The organism is Stenotrophomonas maltophilia R551-3, assembly GCF_000020665.1.
Classification (GTDB): domain Bacteria; phylum Pseudomonadota; class Gammaproteobacteria; order Xanthomonadales; family Xanthomonadaceae; genus Stenotrophomonas; species Stenotrophomonas maltophilia_L.
The window spans coordinates 3,695,604-3,721,591 of record NC_011071.1; the positions used below are offsets into that span (position 1 = coordinate 3,695,604).

The window sequence follows — 25,988 nt, forward strand, 5'->3', positions numbered from 1 at the left end:
GTCACTGGCGGTTGCTCTGGAAAACTAGCGTGTTGTATTCCTGCATGAGCTTGCTGGCAGAGCCACGCGGCGCCATCGACGGCGAATCAAGCATGCGTCGTTCGAAATCGGTGTAAGGCTTCTTCTCGCTGACGCGCTGCAGCCGCTCCTTGCCTTCGCGCCGGAAATTCTCGGCCCCACGCTCGAAGCCTTCCCAGTCGGACTTGCCCGGCTCCTGGTCGGCAACCTTGGCGTGCGCTTCATCGGAAATGCGGTTGAAGGCATCCAGACGTTCACGGGCCTTGGCCTGATCGAAATCATCCTCGCTCATCAGATCCATGATGGCCTTGGCTTCCAGCATCATCGCCAGACGGTAGTACTCGCGGGTGCGCCCCTCGGCCTGCTCCAGCGCCTTGAGCTGCTCGCGCTGGGCAGCGTCGTTCTGGCGCTCCAGCTCGGCATTGAACGTTTCGCTGGCAGCCACGAAATCCTTGAAAGCGGCCATCAAGGGCGCATGCAGCTGCTTGCCCTTGGCAAACTGGTCGTCCTCGTAGTCATGGCGATCGTAGTAGTCGTGCGCGTCCTTGCTCACCGGCACCAGCGCCTTCAGCGCCTGCTGGTAACGGCCTGCAGCCGCATCGAGATCGGCCAGCGCCGGCTTGGCAGCGATCGCCTCGGTTACCGGGGCGTCGCACTGCTTCATGTCGTAATCGCTGATCTCGAACGGCCCGTACACGTGCGTCTCGCGGCCGGTCGGGCCAGCGTCGACATCCTTGATCCAGCGCGTGTAGGACTGGATGCTGCCGCGGGTTTTCGAATCCAGCGCGTTGAAGCAGCTGATGTAGGCGTTGAGCTTGGCGGTCAACTGCTGCTGCGTGTCGGACGGGGCCGCGCTGGCGTCTGCCGTGCCGGAGGCAGCGGCGCCGCCCGCAACTGCGGGTGCCTTGCCACCGCAGGCGGTCAGGATCAACGACAGCGAAGCGGCCAGCGCCGCGACGGAAAGAGTGCGTGACATGTGCTCACATCCCTGTTGAAAACGATTACAGCCACGCATTCTAGCGCAGCAGGCCGAAGGTCGCAGCCCTCGGCCTCTTCCGGCGACGCGCGATCAATCCAGGAACAGATCCGGCAACAATGGACGCGACGGATCCACCGCGTAACCCGAAAGATCGGTGACACCGGCCTGCGCCAGCGCTTCATCATCGATCAGGAACTGGCCGTGGAAACCGGCCGCCTCACGCACCAGCACCGCATGCGCGGCGTCGGCCATGATCTGCGGCGTGCGGCAGCCGGCCGCGTCCACGCCGGGAATCATGTTGATCGCATCGGTGGCGATCACCGTGCGCGGCCACAGCGCATTCACCGCCACGCCCTGCGGACCGAACTCCGCGGCCAAGCCCAGAGTGACAAAGCTCATGCCCATCTTCGCCAGCGTGTAGCCGGTGTGCGGTGCCCACCACTTTGGGTCCAGGCTCGGCGGCGGTGCCAGGGTGAGGATGTGCGGATTCGGTGCCTGCAGCAGGTACGGCAGGCAGGCCTGCGCGCAGAGGAAACTGCCGCGCGAATTGACCTGCTGCATCAGGTCGAAACGCTTCATCGGCGTATCCAGCGTGCCGCGCAGCCAGATCGCGCTGGCGTTGTTGATCAGGATGTCGATGCCACCGAAGGTGTCGACCGTGGCCGCAACTGCCGCGTTGACCTGATCTTCCTCGCGGATGTCGCACTTCAGCGCCAGGCCCTGGCCGCCGGCGGCGGTCACCGCTTCGGCAGCGGTGTGGATGGTGCCGGGCAACTTCGGATTGGCCACCGAGGACTTGGCGGCGATGGCGACGTTGGCACCGTCGCGCGCGGCGCGCAGTGCAATGGCCAGGCCAATGCCACGCGAGGCACCGGTGATGAAAAGGGTTTTGCCCTGCAGACTGCCCACGTTCCACACTCCAGCGTATGCAATGAGTCGCTAGTATGCCGCGCCGACGCGGAGTTCACCCAGCCTTGACGATACTCGGGTCTCCAGACAACGCACGAGGTCCACGCCATGCGCCGTTCCCGCCTGTTGCTGCCTGCCCTGGGCCTCGCCCTGCTGACTGCCTGCCAGGGCCGTTCGCCGGAACCCGGTAAGGAGCCGCCCGCCGGTGACGCGCCCAGTGCGGAGAAGGCCGCCGCCGACGGCAAGATGCGCTGGAGCGAGGCGGTGGTCTGGGATGGCGACCTCAATGCCTGCCGCCAAGGTGAGAACGCCGCGACCCGCGATTGCCTGCGCGATGCGATGCGCGCGGGTGGCGCCAGCGCCGATGCCATCACCGCCGCCGAGCAGTTGTCCAGCGGCGGCGAGCTGGCCTATGTGACCGCCTGGCACGAGAACGAAGGACTTGGCATTGCCACGGTCGAGTATCCGTTCCGCGCCAACACCAATGAAGGCACGCGACTGGTCGATGCCGGTGGTAAGCGCATCGACGTGGATGCGGTGCAGCTGGACGACACGCTGCGTGCCGACCCCACTGTGCAGGAACTGCTGAAGGCCAACCCACAGGCCACGCCGTTCGCACCGGCGCAGTCGGCCGGCGCTTCGCCATTGGATAACGGCGGCATCCGCCTGCTGTACCGCACGCCGCTGCGCGACTGCCACGCCTGCCCGGACGTGGGCCAGTTGCAGATCGCCTATGACTTCGACGCCAAGCGCAACTTCATCGGCCAGCAAGTGGTACCGGCAACGCCGTAAGCAGGTAGCGCCGGGCCATGCCCGGCGGACGCAGCGTTCAATGCCGCCGGGCATGGCCCGGCGCTACCGATAGCTGCGGACCTGCTTCTGAAGCAGATGCGGCACGATCAGCCGATGCACGGGTGCAACCGGCAGCATGTACGCACGCCCGAACGCGTTGTGGGTATGCACCACCGTCGCCACTTCCAGCACGTCACCCTGCCATTGCAGGGCCAGCTGCACGCGCAGATGGCGATCATCGTCTTCCAGCACGATGGCATCGTCGCCCAGCGACTGCAGGGTGAAGATGCCCAGCCGCTGGCCGGGCCGAGGATCCTCAACAACCTGCACCGCACGCAACGACCCCAGATGCTTCATGCCGAGCAGGCGCATGCCGTGGTTGCGCAGCGTCATCAGCCCGTCGAACCAGCCGGGAATGGTCGCCGACATATCGCGGTACGCCTGCAGCGCGGTGCGCCCGTCGCGCCGGGTCGTGGCCTGGCAGGCGTGCACGAAGTCGGCGCCGGGCAGCTGCGCACGCAGCACGTTGCCCGCACCCGGCGGGCCGCTCACCACCTGCGCACGGCTCACGGCTTCGGCCCCTGCCCTTCGTTGTCTTCCCAATGCAGGATGCGGCGGGTGACGAAGCGGTAGACCGGCTTGCCGGTGGCGAACCACAGCTCGCGCACCCACGAGGTGCGCTTGAGCACACGCTTTTCCACCGGGGTGAGCGACTCGCGGCAGTACATGCGCTTGTGCTTGAGCAGGTGGCGCAGGTCCTCGCGGGCCAGCAGCCGCATCCAGCGCGAGCGCGGGTTGCCGATCACCGCCAGCTGGAAGTCGATCAGCGCCGGCCGACCATCCTCGGTGACCAGCCAGTTGGCTTCCTTGGCCAGGTCGTTGTGGGCGACACCGTTGCGATGCAGCTGCTGCAGCAGGCGACGCGCCGAGCGGAACCAGGCCAGATCGCCGCGCGGCGGGCGCTGGTACATGGCGTCGCCGGCCATGAAACTGCGGTCCAGGTGACGGCCATTCCAGGCCAGCAGCTGCGGCACATCGGCCATGCCGTGGATGTGCTGCAGCGCGCGTGCCTCGCGGCGGGCCAGCCACCAGGCTGGCAGCCGCAGCCACATCGGTGTGGCGCCCAGATCACGGCGCACGAACGGGCCATCGGGCCCTTTCACAAGAAGGATCTGGCCGAAGCTGTCGGCCTTCAAAGCATGCGGTGGAGCGTCTGGCGTATGCGGCATGGGCCCATTCTAGGCGATGGCGCCGGTTGCAAACGGTCACGAAGCGGCTGGGAACCAGTCACCTTCACGCCCCTATAATCGGGCAATGGACTCTTCATGGATCGACGCCACGCTCGCGTGGATTGCCGCTCACCCCGTGTTGGCGGGTGCCGTTATCTTCCTCATCGCCTTCTGCGATGCGGTCATCATTCTTGGCGCCATCGTGCCGGCGCTGCCGTTGCTGTTCGCGGTGGGCGTGTTCATCGGCCTGGGCCAGATCTCCGGGCCGTACGCGGTTGCGGCTGCAGCTCTGGGCGCCTTTGCCGGCGACGGCATCAGCTACTGGATCGGCCGCCGTTGGGGTGACCGACTGCGCGGCGTCTGGCCGTTCAGCCGCTACCCGCAGCTGCTCGACCGCGGTGAGAACCTGTTCCGCCGCAATGCGTTCAAGAGCATCCTGATCGCACGCTACGTCGGCGCGATCCGCCCGTTCGTGCCCGCCATTGCCGGCATGATGAAGATGCCAGCCAGCCGTTACGTGCAGGCCAGCGGCATCGCCAGCATCTCCTGGGCGGTGCTGTTCCTGGCGCCAGGCTGGATCCTCGGCGAAGCCTACGACGCAGTCGCGGCGGTGGCCGGGCGTCTGGTGGTGGTGGTCGGCCTGCTGGCGGTGATCCTCAGCCTGGTCTGGGCCATCGTGCTGTACGGCTACCGCTGGTCGGCCGCGCGCATGGACAACTGGCTGGCGCGCCTGCTGGACTGGTCCAACCGTCATCCGACGCTGGGCCGCTACACCGTTGGCGTGCTGGACCCGAAGCGCCGCGAGTCGGTGCCGCTGGCGATGCTGGCACTGATGCTGCTGGTGCTGGGCTGGGGCTGGTTCGCGCTGCTGACCGTGGTAGTTGCGCATGGGGAGCCGCTGGCAATCGATCTGCTGGTGCACCAGGCCATGCTGGCACTGCGCAACCCGCTGGCCGACTACCCGATGGCCGCGCTGGCTTCGCTGGGGGCGTGGCAGGTACTGCTGCCGGCCACCGCTGCGGCGATGGGCTACCTGATCTGGCGCCGGCGCTGGATGGCGGCCGCGCACTGGCTGGCCGCCCTCGCCTTCGGCCTGGCGCTGACCATGCTGCTGGGTGCCACCGTGGATGTGGTGCGCCCGGTCGACGCCAGCAGCGGCTTCGGCTTCCCGTCGGTGTCGGTGACCATGGCCACCATCACCTTCGGCTTCTTCGCGGTGCTGATCGCCCGCGAGATGCCCGGCCGCACCCGCGTCTGGCCCTACCTGGTGTCGGGCATCGTGGTCAGCCTGATCGGCTTCTCACGCCTGTACCTGGGCGCGCATTGGCTGAGCGACGTGATCGGCGGCATGCTGTTCGGCACGTTCTGGCTGCTGGTGCTGGGCATCGCCTACCGCCGCCGCTTCAACCGCTCGTTCTGGGTCAAGCCGGTGGCTTGGCTGTTCTACGGCGTGTTCGCGGTAGCGGCGATGTGGTACGCGCCGCGCCACATTCCGGTGAAGCTGGAACGCTTCGAGCCGACCCTGCCGGCACCGCAGGCGATGGATGCGCAAGCCTGGTGGCAGCACGACTGGGCCACGCTGCCGGCGCGCCGCAACGAGTTCGACGACGACCAGCGCTGGCCGCTGGACGTGCAGGTAGCCGGGCCGCTGGCACCGCTGCAGGCTCAGCTGGAAGCGCGCGGCTGGAAGCGGCAGGAACAGGCTGGCTGGCAGCAGGCGCTGCTGATGCTGGACAAGAACACCGGTGCAGATGAACTGCCGGTGTTGCCGGCAACGCTGGACACCCGCGTGGAAGCACTGCTGATGGTGCGCCAGGGCGCGAAGCCGGATGAGCGCTATGTGCTGCGCCTGTGGCCCGCACCCGCGCAGTTGCAGCCGGGCAACACGCCGCTGTGGCTGGGCAGTGCACAGACCCTGCGCTACGAGCGCCACTTCGAATGGATCGGCATGTGGCACCCGTTGCGTGGTGTCGACCCGGCCTTGAATGCAGTGAAGGACGCCGTGCAGGACCTGCCGCAGCGCGAAGACGTGCACAGCGAAACCGGATTGCCGGTGCTGCGGTTGAAGACCACGCCGTGATGGCGCCGCCGGGCATGGCCCGGCGCTACCGCCGCGCTCTGGCAGATGCCAACCTTGGTTGGCGCTTCGGGAAAAGGCTGCCAACCAAGGTTGGCATCTACCGGCTCCGCCGCGCCCTGGTAGTCGCCAACCTTGGTTGGCGTTTTCCGGCTCCGCCGCGCTCTGGTAGTCGCCAACCTTGGTTGGCATTTTCCGGTTCCGCCGCGCTCTGGTAGTCGCCAACCTTGGTTGGCGGTTTCCGGTTACGGCATCCAGCCCAGCAACTGCTGCAACCGCTGGTGCGGGTCATCCATCTGCAGCAGCTGCAGGCGCTGCTGCTCGCTCAGCGGCAGCAGTTCGGCCAACCGCCAGCCGACCCAGCTGGCCTGGTCCAGCAGTGCCGGGCTGGCGGGCGCATAGGCCTCGCCCGCCTGTTCGATGATGTGCCCCAGCACCGTGGCCAGCAGCGCATGCTGCGGCTTCAATTCGTCATCGGGATCTTCCTCGCACCAGTGCACGTCGGCCACCACCAGGCCGTTGTCGCGCACGCGGGTGCGCTCGACATGGAAGCGGCGGGTACCGCGCAGGCGCAGTTGCAGCACGCCATCGGCGCCGACATCGAAGTCTTCGATGCGTACCTGCACGCCATACGCTGCCGGTGTCGCCGGGGCTCCCACTTCCTGGCCGTCGAGGATCAGGCAGACACCAAAGCCTTCGCCACTGCGACCGCTGTCGCGGACCAGATCCAGATAGCGGCGCTCGAACACACGCAGGCCCACCGCTGCACCCGGCACCAGCGTGGTGTGCAGCGGAAACAGCGGCAGCGAATCGTCGGCGCTCATCGGGCCTGCAGGGCAGCGAGGAAGCGGCGCGGTGCGCCGTCGAAGCCACCGTTGGACATGAACACCACATGGTCACCGCTGCGCACGCTGGACTGCAGCTGCGCCAGCAACGCGTCGGTATCGGGTACCGCATGCGCTTCACCACGCACGGCGGCGACCACTGCCGCCGCGTCCCACGCGAGCTCAGGGCGGTGCAGGAACACCACTTCATCGGCCAGCGCCAGCGACGGGGCCAGCGCCTGCGCATGCGCGCCCAACCGCATCGAATTGCTGCGCGGCTCCATCGCGACCACGATGCGCGCATCGCCAACCTTGGCACGCAGGCCTTCCAGCGTGGTGGCGATCGCGGTCGGGTGATGGGCGAAATCGTCGTAGACGGTGATGCCATCGTGGCTGCCGATCACCTCCATGCGGCGCTTGACGCTGCGGAAGTGCGCCAGCGCCGGGATCACCTCGGCCGGGGCCACGCCCACCGCATGCGCGGCAGCCAGTGCGGCCAGGCCGTTGAGCACGTTGTGGCGGCCCAGCAACGACCACTGCACGTCACCCAGCGCCTGCCCGCGATGGTGCACGCGGAACGCGCTGCCATCGGCGGCCAGCAGTTCGGCGTGCCACTCCAGCGAGGGATCGAAACCAAAGCGCTCCACCGGGGTCCAGCAGCCCATGGCCAGTACTTCGGCCAGGTGCGGGTCCTCGCCGTTGACGATCAAGCGGCCGCGAGCCGGCACCGTGCGCACCAGGTGGTGGAACTGGCGCTGGATCGCAGCCACGTCCGGGAAGATGTCGGCGTGGTCGTATTCGAGGTTGTTGAGGATGGCCACCAACGGCCGGTAGTGCACGAACTTGCTGCGCTTGTCGAAGAAGGCGGTGTCGTATTCATCGGCCTCGACCACGAACTCGCGGCCCTGGCCCAGCCGGGCTGAAACGCCGAAGTCCTCAGCTACGCCGCCGATCAGGAAACCCGGCGAGCGCCCAGCGCTTTCCAGCAGCCAGGTGAGGATGGTGGTGGTGGTGGTCTTGCCGTGGGTGCCGGCCACAGCCAGGGTATCGCGCCCCGGCAGGACCTGCTCGGACAGCCACTGCGCCCCGGAAATGTAACGCTGGCCGGCATCAAGCACGGCCTCCACGGCCGCGTTGCCGCGCGACAGCGCGTTGCCGATCACCACCTGGCCGGTGTCGGCCGGCACGCTGTCGGCGCGGTAGCCCTGGTCCAGGGTGATGCCCAGCTGCTCGAGCTGGGTCGACATCGGCGGGTAGATGGCCTGGTCGCTGCCGCTGACCGTATGGCCCAGTTCCCGCGCCAGGGCGGCCACGCCGCCCATGAAGGTGCCGGCGATTGCAAGGATATGTACGCTGCTCATGACCGAGGATTGTGACTGATGACGGCTGTATAGGGCCAATGTCCGACCGGGGGTAAGACAAGTCCTACACAGGATGTGAGAAAACTCCAATCTTCTGTCAGGGAAATCCCGATAGCGATGTTCTGTGAACCCGGACACAATTCGAACTGCCAGCCGCAGTACCCGAACCGGTCCTACTCCCCAAGAGGCCATCCCCAAGGGAGCTCATGCTGCGGGGCCCTGAGCAAGCCCTCTGCTGGCGCCTATGAAACGACACAGGCCTGATCCTCGCGGACCAGGCCTGTGTTTTTTGCGCCCGGGGGCCGGCAAGACGCCGGCCCGGCCGGTTCAACCCTTGATCGCCGCCAGGATGCGGGCTTCGATCTCGTCCAGCTCACCGACGCCGTCGACGCGGGCCAGAGTGCCACGGGCGGCATAGAAGTCGACCACCGGGGCGGTCTGGTCGTTGTAGACCTGCAGGCGCTGACGCACCGCTTCCGGACTGTCATCGGCGCGGCCCTGCTCCTTGGCACGACCGGCGATGCGGTCGACCAGCAGCTCGGTGGCCACGTCCAGCTGCACCACCGCGTCCAGCGGCTGGCCGATCTTGGCCAGCAGGCCGTCCATCGCATTGGCCTGGGCCACATTGCGCGGGTAGCCATCCAGGATGAAGCCCTTGGCGACATCGGCCTGGGTCAGGCGCGACTCCAGCATGCCCAGCAGGATGTCGTCCGAGACCAGGTTGCCGGCGTCCATGACGGCCTTGGCCTGCTTGCCCAGCTCGGAGCCGGCAGCGATTTCCGCGCGCAGCATGTCACCGGTCGAAATGTGGGCGATACCCAGCTTTTCCTTCAGGCGCGTCGCCTGTGTCCCCTTGCCCGAACCGGGCGGTCCCAACAGAACCAATCGCATTGACCTGACTCCAACGTGTTGAAAATTAAGAAGGTTCGCGTCCCGGACGGTCCGGTATCGCTGCACCGCAATAGCGCCACTTTACCGCATACGGGTAATGTCCCTGCAATGTCCCCTCCCCCGAGCAGGTAGAAGCATGCGCAACGGTACTCTCCTTTATGCCCAGTCCGGCGGTGTCACCGCGGTCATCAATGCCACTGCAGCAGCGGTGATCGAGCAGGCCCGCGCCAAGGGCATCAAGGTACTGGCCGCCCGCAACGGCATCCTCGGCGCGCTGCGCGAGGAGCTGATCGACACCAGCAAGGAGAGTGCTGCGGCCATCCGCGCCCTCGCCCACACCCCGGGCGGCGCCTTCGGTTCGTGCCGGGTCAAGCTGAAATCGCTGGATGCCGACCGCGCCCGCTACGACCGCCTGCTGCAGGTGCTGCAGGCCCACGATGTGCGCTGGTTCCTCTACAACGGCGGCAACGACTCGGCCGATACCGCGCTGAAGGTCTCGCAGCTGGCCAAGGCCTCCGGCTATGACCTGACCTGCATCGGTGTACCCAAGACCATCGACAACGACCTGGCGGTGACCGATACCTGCCCGGGCTTCGGCTCGGCGGCCAAATACACCGCCGTGTCGGTGCGCGAGGCAGCGCTGGACGTGGCGGCGATGGCAGAGACCTCCACCCGCGTCTTCATCTACGAGGCGATGGGCCGCCATGCCGGTTGGCTGGCGGCGGCCGCCGGCCTGGCAGGCAATGGCGATGACGAGGCCCCGCACATCATCCTGCTGCCCGAACGCGCCTATGACGAGGCGGTGTTCCTGGCCAAGGTCAAGGCTGTGGTGGAACGCGTCGGCTACTGCGTGGTGGTGGCCTCGGAAGGCATCGCCACCGCCGATGGCCGCTTCGTCGCCGACGCCGGTGGCGGCAAGGACTCGTTCGGCCACTCGCAGCTGGGCGGCGTGGCCGCGCATCTGGCCGGCCGGGTCAAGGACCAGCTGGGCCTGAAGGTGCACTGGGCGCTGCCCGACTACCTGCAGCGTTCGGCCCGCCACCTGGCCAGCAAGACCGACTGGGAGCAGGCGCAGGCAGTCGGCAAGGCCGCGGTGCAGCTGGCACTGAAGGGCCAGAACGGCGTGATGCCGGTGATCGTGCGCAGCAGCGATGCGCCCTACCGCTGGAAGATCGAAGCGGCACCGCTGTCGAAGATCGCAAACCACGAGAAGAAGATGCCCGCCGGCTTCATCCGCCGCGATGGCTTCGGCATCACCGCCAAGGCACGCGCCTACCTGTCACCGCTGATCAAGGGCGAAGCCCCGCTGCCGTACGGCACCGACGGCCTGCCGAAGTACGTGACGCTGAAGAACGTGGCCGTGAAGCAGAAGCTGCCGGCCTTCGAGGGCTGAGCCGAAAAAGGGGACGGAGGGGATTAAGTCGTATAAGCCCCTCCGTGCTGAGCCCTGTGCCGAGCGCAGGGCACATTGCGGCGGCCGCCGAAGCACCCCACAATCGGGCTCCGGCCCGGGGCAAAGGGGCCGCCGCAAGCCAGATTCGACGCTGCCCGGCCTTCAAGGCCCGGGCCTGTGCTGCCATTTCACAAGGACTGTAACCATGAAGCACCCGATCCTGATCGCCGCGCTGCTGTGCGGCGCTGCCGCGCCGGCCTTCGCTGCGACCTGCGAAAGCAACTTCCAGAAGAAGGGCAATCCCTTCGTCGGCACGACCTTCACTTCATCGGTCACCCACCCGGACCTGACCGTGGCCAGTGCCATCGGCCAGATGCGGGTGATCGCCAAGAACGCCAACATGGATGTCCTCAGCGAGGACGTGGAAGGCGGCTCGATGCTGATCGAAGAACCGGAAACCATGGCCCACAAGCCGATTCCGATGATCATCAGTGCCACCTCCGAAGGCGGCCAGGGCACCGTCGGCATGGTGGTGAAGGTCAACAAGGGCGCCATTGCCTCGGCCGATGGCGTGCGCGAAGAAATGTGCAAGCTGCTCAACCAGATCAAGCCGGGCAAGGCTGGCGAACAGGCAGCCAAGGCCACTCCGCAGGCGTCGGTGGTAACGATTGCCGCCGACCGCTTCGGCTTCCAGCTGCGCAACCAGAACAAGGACAACCCGGCCGCGGTCGAGCCGCGCTACAAGGGCAAGACCTACGCCATCACCGGTCGCATCACCTCCGTGCTGCGCAGTGGCGGCACCTACAACACCAGCTTCGACCTGCCCAGCGATGGCAGCATCGACTTTGAGCGCGTGGCCATTTCCTGCTCGTTCGCAGCCAACCAGGCCGCGTATGCGCTGGCCCTGCGCCCGCGCGAGAAGGTGACGCTGACCGGCGTGGTCGACAGCTACGACCAGATTGGTCGTGTGTTGTGGCTGAAGGACTGCCGCGGCAACTGATCGCTGCCAGCATGGGAAAAGGCCCGGGTGCGCAGGCGCCCGGGCCTTTTCGTTTCCACAGCGGTTCACACCTGGCGCACGTGCATCGCAGGATGATGGATGCCCCGCATGGAGATCATCATGGCACTGCGTGTTGTGCGATTGGGCACCCCTCGCGCCCCCGGTGAAGGCCTGCGCATCGGCACCGTTCGGCGCCCACCGCGCGGCGTGCCACGCAGCGAATTCGCGAAACAGGACTGGTACGACGTCTGGTTCCCGACCCTGTCACCCAGCGCGGAGCTGGTGAAGCAGGCCCATGAAGCGAAGACCACCGCCGACTGGAATGCCTTCTTCCGCCACTACAAGGCCGAGATGAAGGCACCCGATGCCGCGCATGCGCTGGATCTGCTGGCCGCGATGTCGCAGCACAGCGACATCAGCGTGGGCTGCTACTGCGAGGATGAGACGCACTGCCACCGTACGGTATTGCGCGAGCTGCTGGTCGCGCGCGGGGCGACGCTGGCGGAGTGATGATTGCAGGGTTGCCGGCCAGCGGCCGGCACTACCGGTGGATGACCGCGTGGGTACACCGCCCGCGCAATTTCAATTGCAGGCCTTGCCTTCCATCTGCAGCTGCGCGGCGAACATCGTCACCTGCGGGATCTTGCCGGCAGCGGCCTGCTTCTTGGCCTCTTCCAGATAGATGCGCGACTGGCCCTGCCCATCCAATGCCTGGGTATTGTTCACTGGCAGGCGCCACACCCGCACTACTGCCTGCTGCGCCGGGCACGCGGCATTGGGTACGCGGATCACATCGTTGAGCTTCCAGCCCTTGTCCACACTCGGCTGCGCCTTGGCATAGTCGACGAAGCGTGCGCGCGGCTGGCACTGCTCGCTGGTCCGCACCGGTGCGAAGCGATACGGCTCGGCCGCCTGGCCGGTGAATGCACCTTCCAGTCGCGCACAGGCCTCGGGGATCTGCCGCAGCGTGTGCACTGCGCCCACCGCCTGTGGGGCACCCACGGCACGCTGCAGCTCGGGGGTTTCCACGGCGAGTGCCGGTACGGCCGGGACCAGGGCGGCAAGCATCAACAGGGACAGGCGCATGCGGGATCTCCTTCAGGACTGTGCGCAGGCTTGCAGAGGCAGGCTTAACGGGGCGCAAAGACGCATCCATCGAGCAGCCACTGCGCTCGCCGGGCATGGCCCGGCGCTACCATCCGGGCGCAGGTGCACGCATACTGCGGGCACCAGGGAATGCTGAACACCGCCATACGTCGGACGACCACCAAGGTCGGTACGGGTTGGTTCCAGGCTGCAGCCCGTCGTCCCCCTCGTGGTGCAGTTCATCGCCACTGGATGCTTGTCCATCCATTCTGCGGAGGGGTCTAATGCTGGAACGTCACGGGCTGTCACTGGCGCTGGGCTGCGCCATTCTCGCGATCCTGTTCGGAATCGTCTCGGCGCGCTGGATCCTGCGCCAACCCACCGGCAATGAACGCATGGTCGCGATCGCCACCGCGATCCAGGAAGGTGCGCGTGCCTACCTCAACCGCCAGTACCTGACCATCGGCGTCGCCGGCGTGGTGCTGTTCGTGCTGGTCGGCATCTTCCTCAGCTGGTACACCGCAGTCGGCTTCGCCATCGGCGCGGTGCTGTCCGGTGCCGCCGGCTACATCGGCATGAACGTCTCGGTACGCGCCAACGTGCGCACCGCCGAAGCTGCCCGCCACGGCATCAGCGCGGCGATGGACGTCGCCTTCCGCGGCGGTGCGATCACCGGCATGCTGGTGGTCGGCCTCGGCCTGCTGGGCGTGGCCGGCTACTACGCACTGCTGCTGCGCATGGGCCTGCCGATGGAACAAGCGCTGCATGCCCTGGTGGGCCTTGCCTTCGGCTCCTCGCTGATCTCGATCTTCGCGCGGTTGGGCGGCGGCATCTTCACCAAGGGCGCGGACGTAGGTGCCGACCTGGTCGGCAAGGTCGAAGCCGGGATTCCCGAGGATGACCCGCGCAACCCGGCGGTGATCGCCGACAACGTCGGTGACAACGTCGGCGACTGCGCCGGCATGGCTGCCGACCTGTTCGAGACCTATGCGGTCACCGTGATCGCCACCATGCTGCTGGGCAGCCTGATGCTGGCCGAGGCCGGCGCCAATGCAGTGCTGTATCCGCTGGTGCTGGGCGGCGTATCGATCATCGCTTCGATCATCGGCGCACTGTTCGTCAAGGTGAAGCCGGGCGGTTCGATCATGGGCGCGCTGTACAAGGGCGTGATCGTCTCCGGCGTACTGGCCGCGATTGCGTTCTACCCGATCACCACCGGGTTGATGAGTGACAACGTGCATGGGCCGATGGCGCTGTATGGCTGCGCATTGATCGGGCTGGTGCTGACCGGCCTGATCGTGTGGATCACCGAGTACTACACCGGCACCCAGTACAAGCCGGTGCAGCACGTGGCACAGGCGTCGACCACCGGCCACGGCACCAACATCATCGCCGGCCTCGGGATCTCGATGAAGTCCACCGCACTGCCCGTGATCGCGGTGTGCGCGGCCATCTGGGGTGCGTTCGCGCTGGGTGGCCTGTACGGCATCGCCATCGCCGCCACCGCAATGCTGTCGATGGCCGGCATGATCGTCGCCCTCGATGCTTACGGGCCGATCACCGACAACGCCGGTGGCATCGCCGAGATGGCTGAACTGCCCTCGGAAATCCGCGACATCACCGATCCGCTGGATGCGGTGGGCAACACCACCAAGGCGGTGACCAAGGGCTATGCAATCGGTTCGGCGGCACTGGCCGCGCTGGTGCTGTTCGCCGACTACACCCATAACCTGCAGGCGGCCAATCCCGGTCAGGAGTTCCGCTTCGACCTCAGCGACCACACGGTGATCATCGGCCTGCTGATCGGCGGCCTGATTCCTTATCTGTTCGGTGCGATGGCGATGGAAGCGGTCGGCCGCGCCGCCGGTGCGGTGGTAGAAGAAGTGCGCCGCCAGTTCCGCGAGATCCCCGGCATCATGCAGGGCACCGGCAAGCCGCAGTACGACAAGGCGGTGGACATGCTGACCCGCTCGGCGATCCGCGAAATGATCGTGCCCTCGCTGCTGCCGGTGGCGGTGCCGGTGGTGGTCGGCCTGCTGCTGGGGCCGCGCGCACTGGGCGGCCTGCTGATCGGCACGATCGTGACCGGCCTGTTCGTGGCCATTTCGATGACCACCGGCGGCGGCGCCTGGGACAACGCCAAGAAGTACATCGAAGACGGCCACTTCGGCGGCAAGGGCAGCGAGGCGCACAAGGCGGCAGTGACCGGCGATACCGTCGGCGATCCCTACAAGGACACCGCCGGTCCGGCGATCAATCCGCTGATCAAGATCATCAACATCGTGGCGCTGCTGCTGGTGCCGCTGCTGTAGATCCACGCCATGCGTGGATGAGATGCCCGATGGCGATCACCGCCCGCGCAGGAAGAACGACACCGGCACCATCACTTCCACCGGGTCGCCGGCCACTTCGGCCGGCGGCGCCGGTACCGGGCTGGCCCGCTGCACGGTGTCCAGCGTCTCCTGGTCGAGCAGCGCGAAGCCACTGCTGCGGCCCAGTTTCAACCCCGAGACCGCGCCATCGCGGGCAACCGCAAAGCGCACGTAGACCACACCCTGCTGGCGCAGCCGCTCGGCCTGGCGCGGATAGCGGCGGTGTTTCTGCAGGTGCCCGAGCAGGCGTCCTTCCCAGGTCGCCTCGGCACGACTGCGCTCACCCGCCGTGGTCTGCGGTGCGGTGTAGCGTGTAGCCGCGTCAGCCGCCACCTGCGGCGGTGCGCTGGTCTGCGCGACGTTGGCGTCAGCGGTGTCCGGCGACGGCGTCGGCTCCGGTGTACGCGGCGGTGGCAGCTCACCCTGCGGCTGCATCGGCGCCTTCGGTTGCTCGCGCAGGGCCGGCTTCGGCGCCTGCCGCTGCTGTTGCTGCTGCAGCGGCCCGGTGGCGACCTCGCGCGGCGGCACCGGCGGCGCCTGCGCCATCGGCGCCAGTTCCAGCATCAGCGCCGCAGGCGGAACCGCAGCCGTCAGCGCCGGCGCACGGGCCGCCCACCAGCAGGCCGCGCCGATCAACAGCGCATGCACCAGTAGTACGATCGCCAGGCTGGTCGCCCAGCGCCGCAGTCCACTCATCGTGCGCCCTGCTCCAGGCCGACCAGCGCCACCTTCAGGTAACCGGCCGCTCGCAGCGCATCCAGCGTGGCCATCAGTTCGCCATAGGGCACGCGGGTATCGGCACGCAGGAAGATGCGCTGCGTGGTATCACTGTGAGTGGCCGCCTGCAATGCAGCCGCCAGCCCGTCGCGCGCTACGGCCTGTTCGCCAACGCGCAGCGACAGATCTGCCTGCACGGTCACGTACACCGGTGCCTGTTCCGGCGGCGTGGCACTGGCATTGCTGGCCGGCAGCTGCACCGGCACCGACACGGTGGCCAGCGGTGCGGCCACCATGAAGATGATCAGCAGCACCAGCATCACGTCGATGAAAGGCGTGACATTGATCTCATGCGCTTCTTCCGGCGCATCGTCACGGTCGGACGCGGTCCTGATCGCCATCGTCGCGCCTCAGTGCACCGCACGCAGCGGCGCGGCTGCGGTACGCGGAACGGCACGATCGAGATCGCGTGAGACCAGTTGCTGCACGGCCGCCGACAGATCGCCGAGCAGCCCACACAGGCCAGCCAGCACGCGGCTGAAATGGTTGTAGACCAGCACTGCGGGAATCGCTGCGACCAGGCCCAGCGCGGTCGCCAGCAGGGCCTCGGCGATGCCGGGGGCGACCACCGCCAGGTTGGTGGTGTTGCTGTGGGCGATGCCGATGAAACTGTTCATGATGCCCCACACCGTGCCGAACAGGCCAACGAACGGCGCCACCGCGCCGATGCTGGCCAGCACGCCGATGCCGCGCCGCTGCACGCGCGCAGTTTCCAGTTCGATACGGCCCAGGCGCGAGGCAACGCGTTCCTTGGTGCCATCGCGGCTGTCCAGCTCCTGAGACAGGCGCAGCTCGGTTCGCGCCGCGTCCAGCATGGCGAGTGCGGTGCCCTGCTGCACACTGGCGTCGGCGCTTTCGCTGGGCAGGCTCGGCGCCTGCAGCAGCAGCGCACGCGCTGCGCGCAGCTGCCGTGCCTGGCGGGCCAGTTCCCAGCCCTTGGCCAGCAGCACGGTCCAGGTGGCCAGCGACGCCAGCGCGAGCGCGATCATCACGGTCTTCACCACCACGTCGGCGGCCAGATACATGCCCCAGGGCGTCAGTGCAGGGGCAGCCACGGGGGCCAGGTCAGCAGGCAACATCGTCTCGTTTTCCATCAGCATCAGGGGTCGCAGCACGGCGGCGTGCCGAGCGCGGATCATTGGCGTCGTCCACTTCCACGACCGGGTTGGGCTCCAGCCGCGGTGCGGGCCGACTGAGCACGTAGCCGGCACTGACCGCGAAGAACAGGCCCACGCCCAGCAGCAGCCGCCAGGACGGGTGCGCGCCCCAGCAGAACAGCGCGAAGCCCACCGCCATGCCGGCGCTGGCAAACGCCTTGCCCTTGCGCGACACCGCGCCCTGCTCGCGCCACAGCCGAAGTGACGGGCCGTAGCGCGGGTGCGCCAGCAGGCGCTGCTCGAACTTCGGTGAACTGCGTGCGAAGCAGCCCACTGCCAGGATCAGGAAGATGGTGGTCGGCATCACCGGCAGCAGCGCGCCGATCACCCCGAGCCCGACCATCACCCAGCCCAGCGCGAACCAGAGCCAGCGCATCAGCGTTGCGCCGATAGGCGGGAGGCGTGCATCAGGCGAATTCCACTTCAACGTGGCCGTGCACGCTGCGGAAGGCGGCGTCCGCCGCATCGATCACCTGCTGCTCCTGCTCGGCGCTCAGCGGCACCGCATCCAGCGCAGCGGTGAACTCACGCCAGTGGCGCGCCGCGCCATCCGGGTGCGCGGCCAGGTGACGGGCGCCGAAATCGCGGTCCAGGCCGAGCTTGGCGGCCATCTTGTACAGCACGGTGCCGCCCAGGTTGGACCCTTCGGCCACATACAGCCACCCCAATGCGGCGGGCAGCTCCAGATCGGACGGCAACGCCGCGATGTCGGCCCCCGGCAGGGTCTGCTCCAGGTCCTGCAGGTCGCGCGCCACCTGGGTCAGGCGGCGGCGTTCGCCCAGATCGGGCAGCAGTGCGTCCAGCGCAGGGTTGGCATACAGCGCATCGATGCTGCGGTGGAAGCGGTACTGCACGCGCAGGAAACGGGCGAAGTTGCTGCGGTCGGCGAAGATGTCGCCGGCCATGATGCGCTTGTCCAGCGCGCCATGGCTGTCGCGGGTGGCGGCCTTGAGCCGCAGGCTGCGGCTGTCTTCAGGGGCGATGTGTGCGTTCATGGGGGAATGCCAAGGGGGTCGTCCTGCTGTAGACGTTCGCCATGGGGCTTTCCCCAAGGCCATGGGCACCGATAATGGCGTATCCCTTCTTCCCGCAGGAACCGACGATGATCACCACCGAACCGCGCATGACCAACCTGTTCCTGCAGCTGGGCCTGGACGCCAGCGCCGAGGGCATCGCCCGCTTCATCCGCGAACACCAGCTGGCCACCGATGTGGAAGTCGTCGAAGCGCCGTACTGGAACGATGCCCAGCGCCAGTTCCTGTCCGAGTCGCTGCAGGCCGATGCGGCATGGACCACGGTGGTGGATGAACTGAACGAGTCGCTGCACGAAGATGCGGTGAAGGCGGCGACCGGGCTGTAATGCCTGGAGGAAGGCGCCGGGCATGGCCCGGCGCTACCGTTGTCTCCCGCTGGGGTCAGAGCCCTTTCCGCAGGAAAGGGATCCGACCCCGCCGATCAGTACCTCCAGGTCAATGCCAGCCGCGCGGTGCGACCTGGGGCCGGCATCACGCCCAGCGCCAGCGGATCCAGGTAGTAGCGGTCGGTGACGTTGTCCACGCCCGCTTCCACCGACAGCTGGTCGTTGAAGCTCCAGCTGGCGAACAGGTCGACCAGGGTAGTCGGCCGGTACAGCTGCTGGATCGCCGACAGGCCCACGTTCCAGTCCTTGTCCAGCTTGCTGATCGGGCCGGCGTTGTGGACCACGCGGGTGCCGAAGGTCAGGCGCTCGTCGAACAGGCGCGAGCCCAGGGTCAGGTTGACCATGTAGCGCGGCGGATTCTGGGTATTGGTGTACGAGCCCTCGAAGCCACCGTCCACGCAGTTGGGCGTGTTGGCCAGCTCATCGTTCCTGCGCTGTGCCCCATAGGCACGGCGCTCGGCGGCGATGTCCGGTGCACAGGTCTTGGCCTTGAAGTAGTAGTGCGCGGACAGATCCGCAAATACCTTGCCGCTGTCATAGCTGGACTGGAACTCCATGCCCGAGACCTTGAACTGGTCGACGTTGCGGATCAGGCCGGCCGACAGCGTGCGGTAGTCGCGGGTGATCAGGTCATCGATGCGGGTATCGAAGTAGGCCAGCTTCAGTGCCAGGCGGTCGCCGGCAGTGAACAGGTCGTAGCGGATGGTACTGGCGCCGATTTCCCAGCTGCGCGCGCGCTCCGGCTTCAGCTCGCCCACCGGTTTGGCGGCAGTGAACAGGCCCAGCGTGGTCTCGAACAGGCTCGGCAGCTTGGTGCCTTCGGCGTACTTCACATAGACCATGGTGTCTTCGCTGAAGCGGTAAGCCACGCTGGCGGTCGGCGAGAACGCGGTGTCACGACGGCGGATCGGCTGCGACCAGGTCCAGCTGACCGGCACTTCCAGGTCCTGCGCCTTGCCGGCGTCGTAGAAGTTCCAGCCACCGATGTCGCCCACCGTACCCTTCTTGTACGGTGAGGCCAGCAGCGATTCCTGGGTGAAGTTGCCGTTGGCATCCGGATACCAGTTCAGCAGCGCGATGCGCTTGGCCCGCCACGACGGCAACGCCGGGTTGCCGTTGAGCAGTTCGGTGTAGCGGTACTGGCCCTGCACCTCATAGGCATCGGGCGTGGCCAGGCGGTTGCGGTCATGCACATCCACGCGGTTCCAGCGGCCGCCGGCCAGCAGTTCCCAATGCTCATCGGGCTGCCACTTCAGCGAGGCCACGGCACTGTATTCCTTGCGCTCGGCGTTGCGCAGGAAACGGTTGTTGATCAGATCGTCGTGCATGACCGGCCCCGAACTGCCCGGCGCGATGTCTTCGTCGCTGTAGGACAGGCCATAGTCGAGGGTGAACGCGCCGGCACGAGTGTCGAACTTCGAGGTATTGCTGGCATCCAGGCCGAAGCGCTTCTGTCGCAGCGGGTTGCGGTACGCATCCTTGTAGCCGGGGTCGCCACTGAAGCTGGGCGCGTCGTACCACTCGGTGCGGCGATCGAAGTACCACGGGGTGATGCCGGTCAGGCTGTTGTACATCACGCTGTCGGTGTCGGTGTACGCGGCATTGACGCGCAGGTCGACCAGCTCGCTGTCCGGGTTGAAGCGATAGCGCAGGGTGTAGCTGTCCATGTCGACGTGGCCCGGATCCCATTGCGGAATGCGGTCGCGATCGACGCGGATGATCTGCGAGGCCATGATCTCGCCGGCGGTGCCCTCGTAGCGGCGGTAGCCCGCTTCCAGCATCTGTGCATCGTCGATGCGCCAGGTGCCCTTGAGCAGCGCCGACTTCGAGCGCGCCGAGGTATTGAAGACCTCGGTACGCGGCGGATTCAGCGGTGCCAGCGTGCGCCGGGTCTGCGGGAAATCGTCGTAGCCGTGCTTGCCGGAGAAGTAGTTTCCATTGTCACGGTAGGCATAGGCGGCCACGAGATCGAAACGATCCCAATGACCGGCCGCGGCCACGTTGAAGAACTGGCTGCCGGTGGCGCTGCGATCGTTGCGCGGCGCGGCACTGTAGGAAGGCAGGTTGTTGGCGCTGTTGTTGGCCAGGCCGCCACGCACGCGCACGCCGAAGTCCCGCCCTTCGCGCAGCACGTCACCGATCTTCAGCGTCTCCATCTCGACCACGCCGCCGATGCCACCGGAGGCATTGGCCTGCAGACTCGGGCCCTTGGTGATGGTCAGGCTGGAGATCAGGTCCGGGTCGAGGTAGGTGCGCTGCGACTGGCCGGCATAACCACGGTAGGTATCCATGCTGGACTGGCCACCGTCGATGATCACCGGCACGCGGCCCTGGCCCTGGATGCCACGGATGTTGACGTCAAAGCCGTTGCCCACGCGCGGATCACCGGCGGTGACGCCAGCCACGCCCTTGACGATGTCGCCGTTGGACGTACCGCGGAATCGCTCCAGGTGGGTGCGGTTGAGCGTGGTGGTGGAGCCGACGCTGCGATAGCCGTCGAGCAGGCGCGCCTCGTCGCTGGTTGCGCCACTGTCGACGCGGTCGCCGGCCACGCTCAGCGTGTCGGTGACGATCACGCCGCTGTCGGCCTGCACGGGAGTTGCCGATTCCAGGGTGACCGCATCGGTGCCGACCCGGCGCACCGCCAGGCCACTGCCCTGCAGCAGGCGAGCCAGGGCCTCATCGGAAGACAGGTTACCGCTGACCGCGTGCGAGCTCACGCCCTGGGCCAGCGTGGCCGGATACACCACCTGCACACCGGACTGGCGCATGTAGCTGCGCAGCGCTTCATCAAGCGGCTGCGCGGGAATGTCGAAACGCTGCAGGGCCGCATGGCCGCTGGCAGCACTCTGCGCCAGTACGGACGATGGTGCGGCGCAGGCGAGGCCGACAGCCAGCAACGCGATGCACAGGCGGGACGGGCGCAGCACGCGGCCCGGACGATGGGAGTCGAACATGGGGGAACCTGTCAGGTAATCGGAGCCGCAGGCGCGGCGTCATCCGCGGCGGGCGCGGACACGGCGACGTACGTGGCGGCGGCGGGTACGTTCGCGGGGTAAGACGGATGGGGTGGCGACAACCCCAAGAGGGAATTGCAGTTGAAGGTGTATCTCAGGTTGTCGCGGCGGCTGCCGACTGTTGGTCGGCTGCTTGCAGTGGTGGGTGCCGACCGTTGGTCGGCACACGGGGAATGGCGGGGATCTACGGGTGGACGATGGCGACCCCGAACGGCAGACGGGTAACCTGCAAACCTGCCGTTGCCGCCAGCGCGTCCAGCGCCTGCTCCGGGCGATCGATGCGCAGCGCTGCACTGACCGCCGGCAACCGCGACAGATCACCGTGCACGAAGGTCGGGCCAGCACGATAGCGCCCTACCCCTCGCACCGCGTCGGCGACGCTGGCCTGCTCCAGCAGCAGCTCGCCCTGCCGCCAGGCGCCGACACTGTCAGCCGCCACGTCATCGAGCCGCGTCACGCCACTGCGCTCGCCATAGACCGCACGCTGCCCCACCTGCAGGTACGTCCAGCCACCGTCGGCCGGGCTGGCCACACGCACCCTGCCCTGCCCGACCTGGGTTTCCACCCGGTCATCGCCGCGCGCAACGGTGAACGCGGTGGAGATGTCCTCGACCACACCATTGCCGGCACGCACGCTGAAACGCCGCTGCGCGTCTGGACTGACCTCGAACCAGACGCGGCCCCGCAGCAACTCGACCTGGCGCGCATTCGCATCGAAGTGCACGGCGATCGCGCTGTCGGCATCCAGCACCGCGCGACTGCCATCAGGCAGCTGCACGTTCTGTACGACATGCGTGCTGCGATGGTCGGCCTGCGCACGCAGCCAGGCTTCCGGCCACACCACCAGCATCGCCAGCGCCGCAGCGGCGGCCATCGCCCACCGCAGGCGCTGCGGCCGGCGCCGCGCGATCGTCGCGGCCTGCGACGGACGCGGCCCTGCGCTGCGCCACAGCACACGCTCGTGCTCGAAGGCACGGCGATGCCCCGGCAGTGCCAGCCAGCACTCGAAGTCGTGCATGCGCGCATCACTGATATCGCCAGACGCCAGCCACACGATCCAGCCCCGGGCCTGTTCGGCCAGGGCATCATCGTTGGCGGCGGGCAGCGTGTTCGGCGGGCTCATGGGCTGGCAGAGAGGCGCATTCAAGCGCGGGCGAAGGAACTAGACCGCATGCACGGTCCAGTAATCAAGACGTTTCAGCGAAGGCCTGCCCCAAGCCGGGTCGTTCATCGGCCGCTGCGCGCCCAAGCCAGGCGTTGCAGCGCGGAGCGCACGTGGTTTTCGACAGTGGTCACCGACACGCCGAGGCGGCGTGCGATCGCGGCCTGGGTCAGGCCCTGCAGGCGGTTGAGGCGGAAAATGGTGCGGGTCGGCTCCGGCAGGTGGCCGGCGGCATCCAGCACCCGCTGCAGTTCGTCCTGTGCCATCGCCTGTTCTTCGGTCGAGATCACCTCGTCCGGCCCCCACAGGTAATGGTCGGCGAGCAGGCGGTTGCGGCGGGTCGATTCACGGCCATGGTCGGTGGCCAGGTTGGCGGCCAGCCGGTACAGATAGGCCCGCGGGTTGTCGATGGCCTGGCTGTCGTCGACCCCACGCGCCTTGAACCAGACCGCCTGGATCACGTCCTCGGCACCATTGTCTCCGCCGAGGATGCGCTGCACCCGGCGCAGCAGTGCCGGCCGCTCGCGGATCAGCAGTTCGGTGAGGGTGGCGGCATTGGAGGACATGCGCGGGGCCGGGAGGACAGACGGAAGGCGCCGCGCATGCTACTCCGTTAATGCGAATCAGTCACGTTCTCATCAATAGATGCATTCGGTCAGGCCGTCATAGGCGCTCTGCGACGTGCCCGGCAGTGGGTCGTGCAGTGGGTTGCGGGCGGCAAGCGCGGCATGGAAGGCCTCCACCGGGGTTCCCGCCACCAGCGGCAGCCGGCACAGCCAGGTCGGCTGCCGGGCCACCACGGTGCCATCGGCCGGAGTCACCGCCAGATCGCTGGCGGCAAATGCCCACAGACACTCATGGACGGTGCCACGCACCGCATCCACCGAGCAGCGCAGGCGCAGAGCGCGGATATCGCTGTACTCGCCCTCGCAGAAGGTGTCGCCACAGATGGCGTCGAAACCATGCTGCAACCGGCCTTCCAAGGCGAAGAAGCGGTCCCAGTTGGCCTCCTGGTGCGGGTAGTCGATCAGATCGACATAGGGAAACGCCTGTACCGGCGGCGCCATCAGCAGCGCGCAGGTCAGGCCGATCGGCAGGGCAGACATTTTCATGCGGGAGCTCCTCGGGAACAGGGTTCCAGCCTGCACCCGGCGTCCCGATGCCCCCATCGGGCAACACCTCCAGCAAGGGTGGGCCACTGCCGTGCCGTGCTGTCGGCCGCGCCCCCTGCACAGCGCCCGGCAAAGGCATAAAATGGGGGGCTATCCGTCTATATCCCCCACCTGGAGCACGACCATGGGTCTGGAACTCGTCTCGCCCGGCAAGAACCCGCCGGAAGAAATCAACGTCATCATCGAGATCCCGAAGGACTCGGAGCCGGTGAAGTACGAAGTGGACAAGGAAACCGGCGCGATCTTCGTCGACCGCATCCTGTCCACCCCGATGCGCTACCCCTGCAACTACGGCTACGTGCCGAGCACCCTGTGTGGCGACGGCGATCCGGCCGACGTGCTGGTGGTGCTGCCGCTGCCGCTGGTTCCGGGCTCGGTGGTGCGCTGCCGTCCGGTCGGCGTGCTGAAGATGAGCGATGAGGCAGGCAGCGACGAGAAGATCCTGGCCGTGCCGGTCACCAAGGTGTTCGGCGGCTACGCCCACGTGGAAGACATCGAGCAGGTGTCCAGCCACTGGCTGGAGCGCATCGGCCACTTCTTCGAGCACTACAAGGACCTGGAGAAGGGCAAGTGGGTCAAGCTCGACGGTTGGGGTGGCGCCGCTGAGGCCAAGCAGATCCTGGTCGAGGCGCATCAGCGCCATCTCGACAGCAAGGCCTGAGCCTGAACCGGATCGCTCCGGCGCAGGCCGTCGGAGCGATGCGGGTCACGTTTCATGACTGCGGCGCATCACCTTTGTCGCCGTATTAGGTAAATTGCGTCACTTCACACGTCGTCGACATCCATCGTCGAGACAGCCAGGGGAATGTGTCGTGCGTATTCTGCTTGTTGGGGATGCAGCCAGCCTGCCGGCCGAGCTGACCGAATTCATTGCCGATCTTGGGGAAGACTGGCAGCCGCTGACCGCTATCGATGGCCAGACCGCGATGACCGCGGTGGCTACGCAGGGCGTGGATGCGGTGATCGTCTGTCCGCAGCTGCCGGACCTCAATGCAACCACGTTGCTCGGCCAGATCCGGACGCTGCGCCCGGAAACCATCCGCATCGCACTGGTGGATGCACAGCATGGCAACCGCCCGCCACCGGCGCGCCTGATCGGTGTCGCCCATCGTTTCCTGCCGTTGCCACTGGCGCCGGAAGTGCTGTTGGAAGCACTGACCAGCCTGGAAGAACTACGCGAGGTGCTGGACAGCCCTCGTCTGCGTGATGCCATCGGCCGCATCGAGAAACTGCCGTCGCCGCCGCACCTGTACCTGAGCCTGACCCAGGCGCTGGAGCATGACGACGACGCCGACAGCGCCGACGTGGCCAAGCTTGTGGCGGCCGATCCGGCCATTGCCGCGAAGGTGCTGCAGCTGTCGAACTCGGCGTTCTTCAGCCAGGGGCGCACCATTGCCGACCTGCGTACGGCGGTGACACGCCTTGGCCTGTCGACGCTGCGCGACCTGGTACTGGCCAGTGAAGTGTTCTCGGCACCGACGTTGTCCACGGCCGAACGCAACTCGCTGCAGCAACGTGCCCTGCTCGCCTCGCGGCTGGCCGCACGCCTGCTGCCCGAATCCAGCGCCGAACTGGGCGCGACCGCCGCCCTGCTGGCCGACATCGGCCTGCTGCTGCCCGGCGTGCGCAACGAGCGCAGCGAACCGTCGCTGGCCGGTGATACCCGCCCAGGCCACGCCGAAGCCGGCGCCTACCTGCTGGGCCTGTGGGGACTGCCGATGCCGATCATCGAAGCGGTGGCGTTCCATCTGCAACCGCAGCGTGCCAACACACGCAGCTTCTGGGTAACCGGCGCGGTGCACGTGGCACTGGCACTGGTCAATGGCGATCCGGTGGACGAGGACTACCTGCAGCGCGCGGGCGTGCTCAACAAACTGCCGCAGTGGCGCGAGCATGCCAACAGCCTGATGGGGCTCACGCCCAGCGAAGCCTGATCACACCGGCAATGCATGCGATGAAGGCGCGCCCGCAGTGACGCGCCTTCGTTGCATCAGGGCTGCGCGCAGTGGTCGTACACGCAGCGCTCGAACAGGAACTGGCAGTACGCCGCATCCTCACCGGCCTTGATGCAGTTGCTGCGCACCTCCGCGCAATAGCGGCCATTGGCACACACCAGCGGACCGGCCGACACACTGCCGGCCAGGCTCAGGACGGCGAGAACCGCCGCAGCGAACATCCGTGGCATCGCGTTCTTCATTTCGCGCTCTCCTTGGTCCGGAATGGACCTCTGTGAACGTACCAGCGGTCCAGTTGCGACAAGCGTGACCTCTGTCGCTGAACCGCCCGATTCAGAGTTTCCCGACCCGGCCCTGCCAAACGCAAAGAGGGCGGGCCTTGCGGCCCGCCCTCCTC

27 protein-coding genes are annotated in these 25,988 nt (G+C 67.2%); 9 read left to right on the forward strand and 18 right to left on the reverse strand.

The window, feature by feature from the left end; all coding sequences use genetic code 11:
- Position 1: 1 nt before the first annotated feature.
- Both SMAL_RS16745 and SMAL_RS16750 read right to left on the reverse strand, forming a co-directional pair.
- Positions 2–994, reverse strand: a complete 993-nt coding sequence (locus tag SMAL_RS16745; RefSeq protein ID WP_012512016.1) for a YiiG family protein — start codon at positions 992–994, stop codon at positions 2–4.
- A 93-nt stretch (positions 995–1,087) separates the two neighbouring features.
- Positions 1,088–1,906, reverse strand: coding sequence for an SDR family oxidoreductase (locus SMAL_RS16750; RefSeq protein ID WP_012512017.1), 819 nt, complete (start codon positions 1,904–1,906; stop codon positions 1,088–1,090).
- A 108-nt stretch (positions 1,907–2,014) separates the two neighbouring features.
- Between SMAL_RS16750 and SMAL_RS16755 the strand changes: the two genes are divergently transcribed.
- The gene (locus tag SMAL_RS16755; RefSeq protein ID WP_012512018.1) at positions 2,015–2,698 is read left to right on the forward strand and encodes a hypothetical protein; all 684 of its coding nucleotides are present in this window, start codon (positions 2,015–2,017) and stop codon (positions 2,696–2,698) included.
- Between the two features lie 63 nt (positions 2,699–2,761).
- On the opposite strand, the gene SMAL_RS16760 is transcribed toward SMAL_RS16755, so the two are convergent.
- Together SMAL_RS16760 and SMAL_RS16765 are read right to left on the reverse strand one after the other, a co-directional pair.
- Complete coding sequence (locus tag SMAL_RS16760) at positions 2,762–3,268, reverse strand: DUF2867 domain-containing protein (RefSeq protein WP_012512019.1); 507 nt, start codon at positions 3,266–3,268, stop codon at positions 2,762–2,764.
- Positions 3,265–3,927, reverse strand: a complete 663-nt coding sequence (locus tag SMAL_RS16765; RefSeq protein ID WP_012512020.1) for a serine/threonine-protein kinase — start codon at positions 3,925–3,927, stop codon at positions 3,265–3,267. Before SMAL_RS16765 ends, SMAL_RS16760 begins: the two co-directional genes overlap by 4 nt.
- Before the next feature lie 85 nt (positions 3,928–4,012).
- Between SMAL_RS16765 and SMAL_RS16770 the strand changes: the two genes are divergently transcribed.
- Positions 4,013–6,007 (forward strand): bifunctional DedA family/phosphatase PAP2 family protein, encoded by a 1,995-nt coding sequence (locus SMAL_RS16770; RefSeq protein ID WP_012512021.1) that lies wholly within the window; start codon positions 4,013–4,015, stop codon positions 6,005–6,007.
- A 242-nt stretch (positions 6,008–6,249) separates the two neighbouring features.
- Here SMAL_RS16770 and SMAL_RS16775 read toward each other — a convergent pair whose 3' ends face one another.
- From SMAL_RS16775 to SMAL_RS16785, 3 genes are all read right to left on the reverse strand, one after another.
- Positions 6,250–6,828 (reverse strand): LON peptidase substrate-binding domain-containing protein, encoded by a 579-nt coding sequence (locus tag SMAL_RS16775; RefSeq protein WP_006389956.1) that lies wholly within the window; start codon positions 6,826–6,828, stop codon positions 6,250–6,252.
- Positions 6,825–8,189 (reverse strand): UDP-N-acetylmuramate:L-alanyl-gamma-D-glutamyl-meso-diaminopimelate ligase, encoded by a 1,365-nt coding sequence (mpl, locus tag SMAL_RS16780; RefSeq protein ID WP_012512022.1) that lies wholly within the window; start codon positions 8,187–8,189, stop codon positions 6,825–6,827. The genes SMAL_RS16775 and mpl overlap by 4 nt, the downstream gene beginning before the upstream one ends.
- 327 nt (positions 8,190–8,516) lie before the next feature.
- Positions 8,517–9,080: an adenylate kinase gene (locus tag SMAL_RS16785; protein ID WP_012512023.1), complete on the reverse strand. Its 564-nt coding sequence runs from the start codon at positions 9,078–9,080 to the stop codon at positions 8,517–8,519.
- Between the two features lie 136 nt (positions 9,081–9,216).
- Between SMAL_RS16785 and SMAL_RS16790 the strand changes: the two genes are divergently transcribed.
- The 3 genes from SMAL_RS16790 to SMAL_RS16800 all read left to right on the forward strand — a co-directional run bounded on the left by SMAL_RS16790 (position 9,217) and on the right by SMAL_RS16800 (position 11,983).
- On the forward strand, positions 9,217–10,473 hold the full coding sequence (locus tag SMAL_RS16790) for a 6-phosphofructokinase (RefSeq protein ID WP_006390031.1): 1,257 nt from the start codon (positions 9,217–9,219) through the stop codon (positions 10,471–10,473).
- 205 nt (positions 10,474–10,678) lie between these two features.
- Entirely contained in the window at positions 10,679–11,473 is a 795-nt protein-coding gene (locus SMAL_RS16795; protein ID WP_006390034.1) for a hypothetical protein, read from the forward strand.
- 120 nt (positions 11,474–11,593) lie between these two features.
- Entirely contained in the window at positions 11,594–11,983 is a 390-nt protein-coding gene (locus SMAL_RS16800; RefSeq protein ID WP_032972765.1) for a DUF488 domain-containing protein, read from the forward strand.
- Between the two features lie 72 nt (positions 11,984–12,055).
- On the opposite strand, the gene SMAL_RS16805 is transcribed toward SMAL_RS16800, so the two are convergent.
- On the reverse strand, positions 12,056–12,559 hold the full coding sequence (locus SMAL_RS16805) for a hypothetical protein (protein WP_006390041.1): 504 nt from the start codon (positions 12,557–12,559) through the stop codon (positions 12,056–12,058).
- A gap of 284 nt (positions 12,560–12,843) precedes the next feature.
- Between SMAL_RS16805 and SMAL_RS16810 the strand changes: the two genes are divergently transcribed.
- Entirely contained in the window at positions 12,844–14,871 is a 2,028-nt protein-coding gene (locus SMAL_RS16810) for a sodium-translocating pyrophosphatase (RefSeq protein ID WP_012512024.1), read from the forward strand.
- Between the two features lie 36 nt (positions 14,872–14,907).
- Here SMAL_RS16810 and SMAL_RS16815 read toward each other — a convergent pair whose 3' ends face one another.
- The 5 genes from SMAL_RS16815 to SMAL_RS16835 are packed head-to-tail and all read right to left on the reverse strand — an operon-like array spanning position 14,908 to position 17,860.
- Positions 14,908–15,627: an energy transducer TonB gene (locus SMAL_RS16815; protein WP_006390046.1), complete on the reverse strand. Its 720-nt coding sequence runs from the start codon at positions 15,625–15,627 to the stop codon at positions 14,908–14,910.
- Positions 15,624–16,049: a TonB system transport protein ExbD gene (gene exbD / locus SMAL_RS16820; protein ID WP_012512025.1), complete on the reverse strand. Its 426-nt coding sequence runs from the start codon at positions 16,047–16,049 to the stop codon at positions 15,624–15,626. The genes SMAL_RS16815 and exbD overlap by 4 nt, the downstream gene beginning before the upstream one ends.
- A gap of 9 nt (positions 16,050–16,058) precedes the next feature.
- Positions 16,059–16,787, reverse strand: a complete 729-nt coding sequence (gene exbB, locus SMAL_RS16825; RefSeq protein WP_012512026.1) for a tonB-system energizer ExbB — start codon at positions 16,785–16,787, stop codon at positions 16,059–16,061.
- The gene (locus tag SMAL_RS16830) at positions 16,774–17,241 is read right to left on the reverse strand and encodes a YbaN family protein (RefSeq protein WP_012512027.1); all 468 of its coding nucleotides are present in this window, start codon (positions 17,239–17,241) and stop codon (positions 16,774–16,776) included. The genes exbB and SMAL_RS16830 overlap by 14 nt, the downstream gene beginning before the upstream one ends.
- Positions 17,242–17,272: 31 nt before the next feature.
- Positions 17,273–17,860, reverse strand: coding sequence for a biliverdin-producing heme oxygenase (locus SMAL_RS16835; RefSeq protein WP_012512028.1), 588 nt, complete (start codon positions 17,858–17,860; stop codon positions 17,273–17,275).
- 107 nt (positions 17,861–17,967) lie between these two features.
- On the opposite strand from SMAL_RS16835, the gene SMAL_RS16840 reads away from it, so the two are divergent.
- Positions 17,968–18,225, forward strand: coding sequence for a DUF2789 domain-containing protein (locus SMAL_RS16840; protein WP_006390068.1), 258 nt, complete (start codon positions 17,968–17,970; stop codon positions 18,223–18,225).
- A 95-nt stretch (positions 18,226–18,320) separates the two neighbouring features.
- Here SMAL_RS16840 and SMAL_RS16845 read toward each other — a convergent pair whose 3' ends face one another.
- The 4 genes from SMAL_RS16845 to SMAL_RS16860 form a co-directional block, all read right to left on the reverse strand.
- Positions 18,321–21,242, reverse strand: a complete 2,922-nt coding sequence (locus SMAL_RS16845) for a TonB-dependent receptor (protein WP_012512029.1) — start codon at positions 21,240–21,242, stop codon at positions 18,321–18,323.
- A 244-nt stretch (positions 21,243–21,486) separates the two neighbouring features.
- Complete coding sequence (locus tag SMAL_RS16850) at positions 21,487–22,425, reverse strand: FecR family protein (RefSeq protein ID WP_012512030.1); 939 nt, start codon at positions 22,423–22,425, stop codon at positions 21,487–21,489.
- Positions 22,426–22,529: 104 nt separating this feature from the next.
- Entirely contained in the window at positions 22,530–23,030 is a 501-nt protein-coding gene (locus SMAL_RS16855) for an RNA polymerase sigma factor (RefSeq protein ID WP_006390147.1), read from the reverse strand.
- A 72-nt stretch (positions 23,031–23,102) separates the two neighbouring features.
- Positions 23,103–23,576: a hypothetical protein gene (locus SMAL_RS16860; protein WP_012512031.1), complete on the reverse strand. Its 474-nt coding sequence runs from the start codon at positions 23,574–23,576 to the stop codon at positions 23,103–23,105.
- A gap of 184 nt (positions 23,577–23,760) precedes the next feature.
- On the opposite strand from SMAL_RS16860, the gene ppa reads away from it, so the two are divergent.
- On the forward strand, positions 23,761–24,297 hold the full coding sequence (gene ppa / locus SMAL_RS16865) for an inorganic diphosphatase (RefSeq protein WP_006390151.1): 537 nt from the start codon (positions 23,761–23,763) through the stop codon (positions 24,295–24,297).
- 151 nt (positions 24,298–24,448) lie between these two features.
- Complete coding sequence (locus SMAL_RS16870; protein ID WP_006390153.1) at positions 24,449–25,570, forward strand: HDOD domain-containing protein; 1,122 nt, start codon at positions 24,449–24,451, stop codon at positions 25,568–25,570.
- 56 nt (positions 25,571–25,626) lie between these two features.
- On the opposite strand, the gene SMAL_RS16875 is transcribed toward SMAL_RS16870, so the two are convergent.
- A complete protein-coding gene (locus SMAL_RS16875) occupies positions 25,627–25,833 on the reverse strand; it encodes a hypothetical protein (RefSeq protein WP_012512032.1) in 207 nt (68 codons plus the stop codon).
- Positions 25,834–25,988 lie beyond the last annotated feature (155 nt).

What these genes read in the sequence shown, in the direction of transcription:
- SMAL_RS16745 (WP_012512016.1), bottom strand. Translation starts at nt 994, where the DNA reads ATGTCACGCACTCTTTCCGTCGCGGCGCTGGCCGCTTCGCTGTCGTTG.
- SMAL_RS16755 (WP_012512018.1), top strand. Translation starts at nt 2,015, where the DNA reads ATGCGCCGTTCCCGCCTGTTGCTGCCTGCCCTGGGCCTCGCCCTGCTG.
- SMAL_RS16765 (WP_012512020.1), bottom strand. Translation starts at nt 3,927, where the DNA reads ATGCCGCATACGCCAGACGCTCCACCGCATGCTTTGAAGGCCGACAGC.
- SMAL_RS16770 (WP_012512021.1), top strand. Translation starts at nt 4,013, where the DNA reads ATGGACTCTTCATGGATCGACGCCACGCTCGCGTGGATTGCCGCTCAC.
- SMAL_RS16775 (WP_006389956.1), bottom strand. Translation starts at nt 6,828, where the DNA reads ATGAGCGCCGACGATTCGCTGCCGCTGTTTCCGCTGCACACCACGCTG.
- mpl (WP_012512022.1), bottom strand. Translation starts at nt 8,189, where the DNA reads ATGAGCAGCGTACATATCCTTGCAATCGCCGGCACCTTCATGGGCGGC.
- SMAL_RS16785 (WP_012512023.1), bottom strand. Translation starts at nt 9,080, where the DNA reads ATGCGATTGGTTCTGTTGGGACCGCCCGGTTCGGGCAAGGGGACACAG.
- SMAL_RS16790 (WP_006390031.1), top strand. Translation starts at nt 9,217, where the DNA reads ATGCGCAACGGTACTCTCCTTTATGCCCAGTCCGGCGGTGTCACCGCG.
- SMAL_RS16795 (WP_006390034.1), top strand. Translation starts at nt 10,679, where the DNA reads ATGAAGCACCCGATCCTGATCGCCGCGCTGCTGTGCGGCGCTGCCGCG.
- SMAL_RS16800 (WP_032972765.1), top strand. Translation starts at nt 11,594, where the DNA reads ATGGCACTGCGTGTTGTGCGATTGGGCACCCCTCGCGCCCCCGGTGAA.
- SMAL_RS16805 (WP_006390041.1), bottom strand. Translation starts at nt 12,559, where the DNA reads ATGCGCCTGTCCCTGTTGATGCTTGCCGCCCTGGTCCCGGCCGTACCG.
- SMAL_RS16810 (WP_012512024.1), top strand. Translation starts at nt 12,844, where the DNA reads ATGCTGGAACGTCACGGGCTGTCACTGGCGCTGGGCTGCGCCATTCTC.
- SMAL_RS16815 (WP_006390046.1), bottom strand. Translation starts at nt 15,627, where the DNA reads ATGAGTGGACTGCGGCGCTGGGCGACCAGCCTGGCGATCGTACTACTG.
- exbD (WP_012512025.1), bottom strand. Translation starts at nt 16,049, where the DNA reads ATGGCGATCAGGACCGCGTCCGACCGTGACGATGCGCCGGAAGAAGCG.
- exbB (WP_012512026.1), bottom strand. Translation starts at nt 16,787, where the DNA reads ATGTTGCCTGCTGACCTGGCCCCCGTGGCTGCCCCTGCACTGACGCCC.
- SMAL_RS16830 (WP_012512027.1), bottom strand. Translation starts at nt 17,241, where the DNA reads ATGCGCTGGCTCTGGTTCGCGCTGGGCTGGGTGATGGTCGGGCTCGGG.
- SMAL_RS16835 (WP_012512028.1), bottom strand. Translation starts at nt 17,860, where the DNA reads ATGAACGCACACATCGCCCCTGAAGACAGCCGCAGCCTGCGGCTCAAG.
- SMAL_RS16840 (WP_006390068.1), top strand. Translation starts at nt 17,968, where the DNA reads ATGATCACCACCGAACCGCGCATGACCAACCTGTTCCTGCAGCTGGGC.
- SMAL_RS16845 (WP_012512029.1), bottom strand. Translation starts at nt 21,242, where the DNA reads ATGTTCGACTCCCATCGTCCGGGCCGCGTGCTGCGCCCGTCCCGCCTG.
- SMAL_RS16850 (WP_012512030.1), bottom strand. Translation starts at nt 22,425, where the DNA reads ATGAGCCCGCCGAACACGCTGCCCGCCGCCAACGATGATGCCCTGGCC.
- SMAL_RS16855 (WP_006390147.1), bottom strand. Translation starts at nt 23,030, where the DNA reads ATGTCCTCCAATGCCGCCACCCTCACCGAACTGCTGATCCGCGAGCGG.
- SMAL_RS16860 (WP_012512031.1), bottom strand. Translation starts at nt 23,576, where the DNA reads ATGAAAATGTCTGCCCTGCCGATCGGCCTGACCTGCGCGCTGCTGATG.
- ppa (WP_006390151.1), top strand. Translation starts at nt 23,761, where the DNA reads ATGGGTCTGGAACTCGTCTCGCCCGGCAAGAACCCGCCGGAAGAAATC.
- SMAL_RS16875 (WP_012512032.1), bottom strand. Translation starts at nt 25,833, where the DNA reads ATGAAGAACGCGATGCCACGGATGTTCGCTGCGGCGGTTCTCGCCGTC.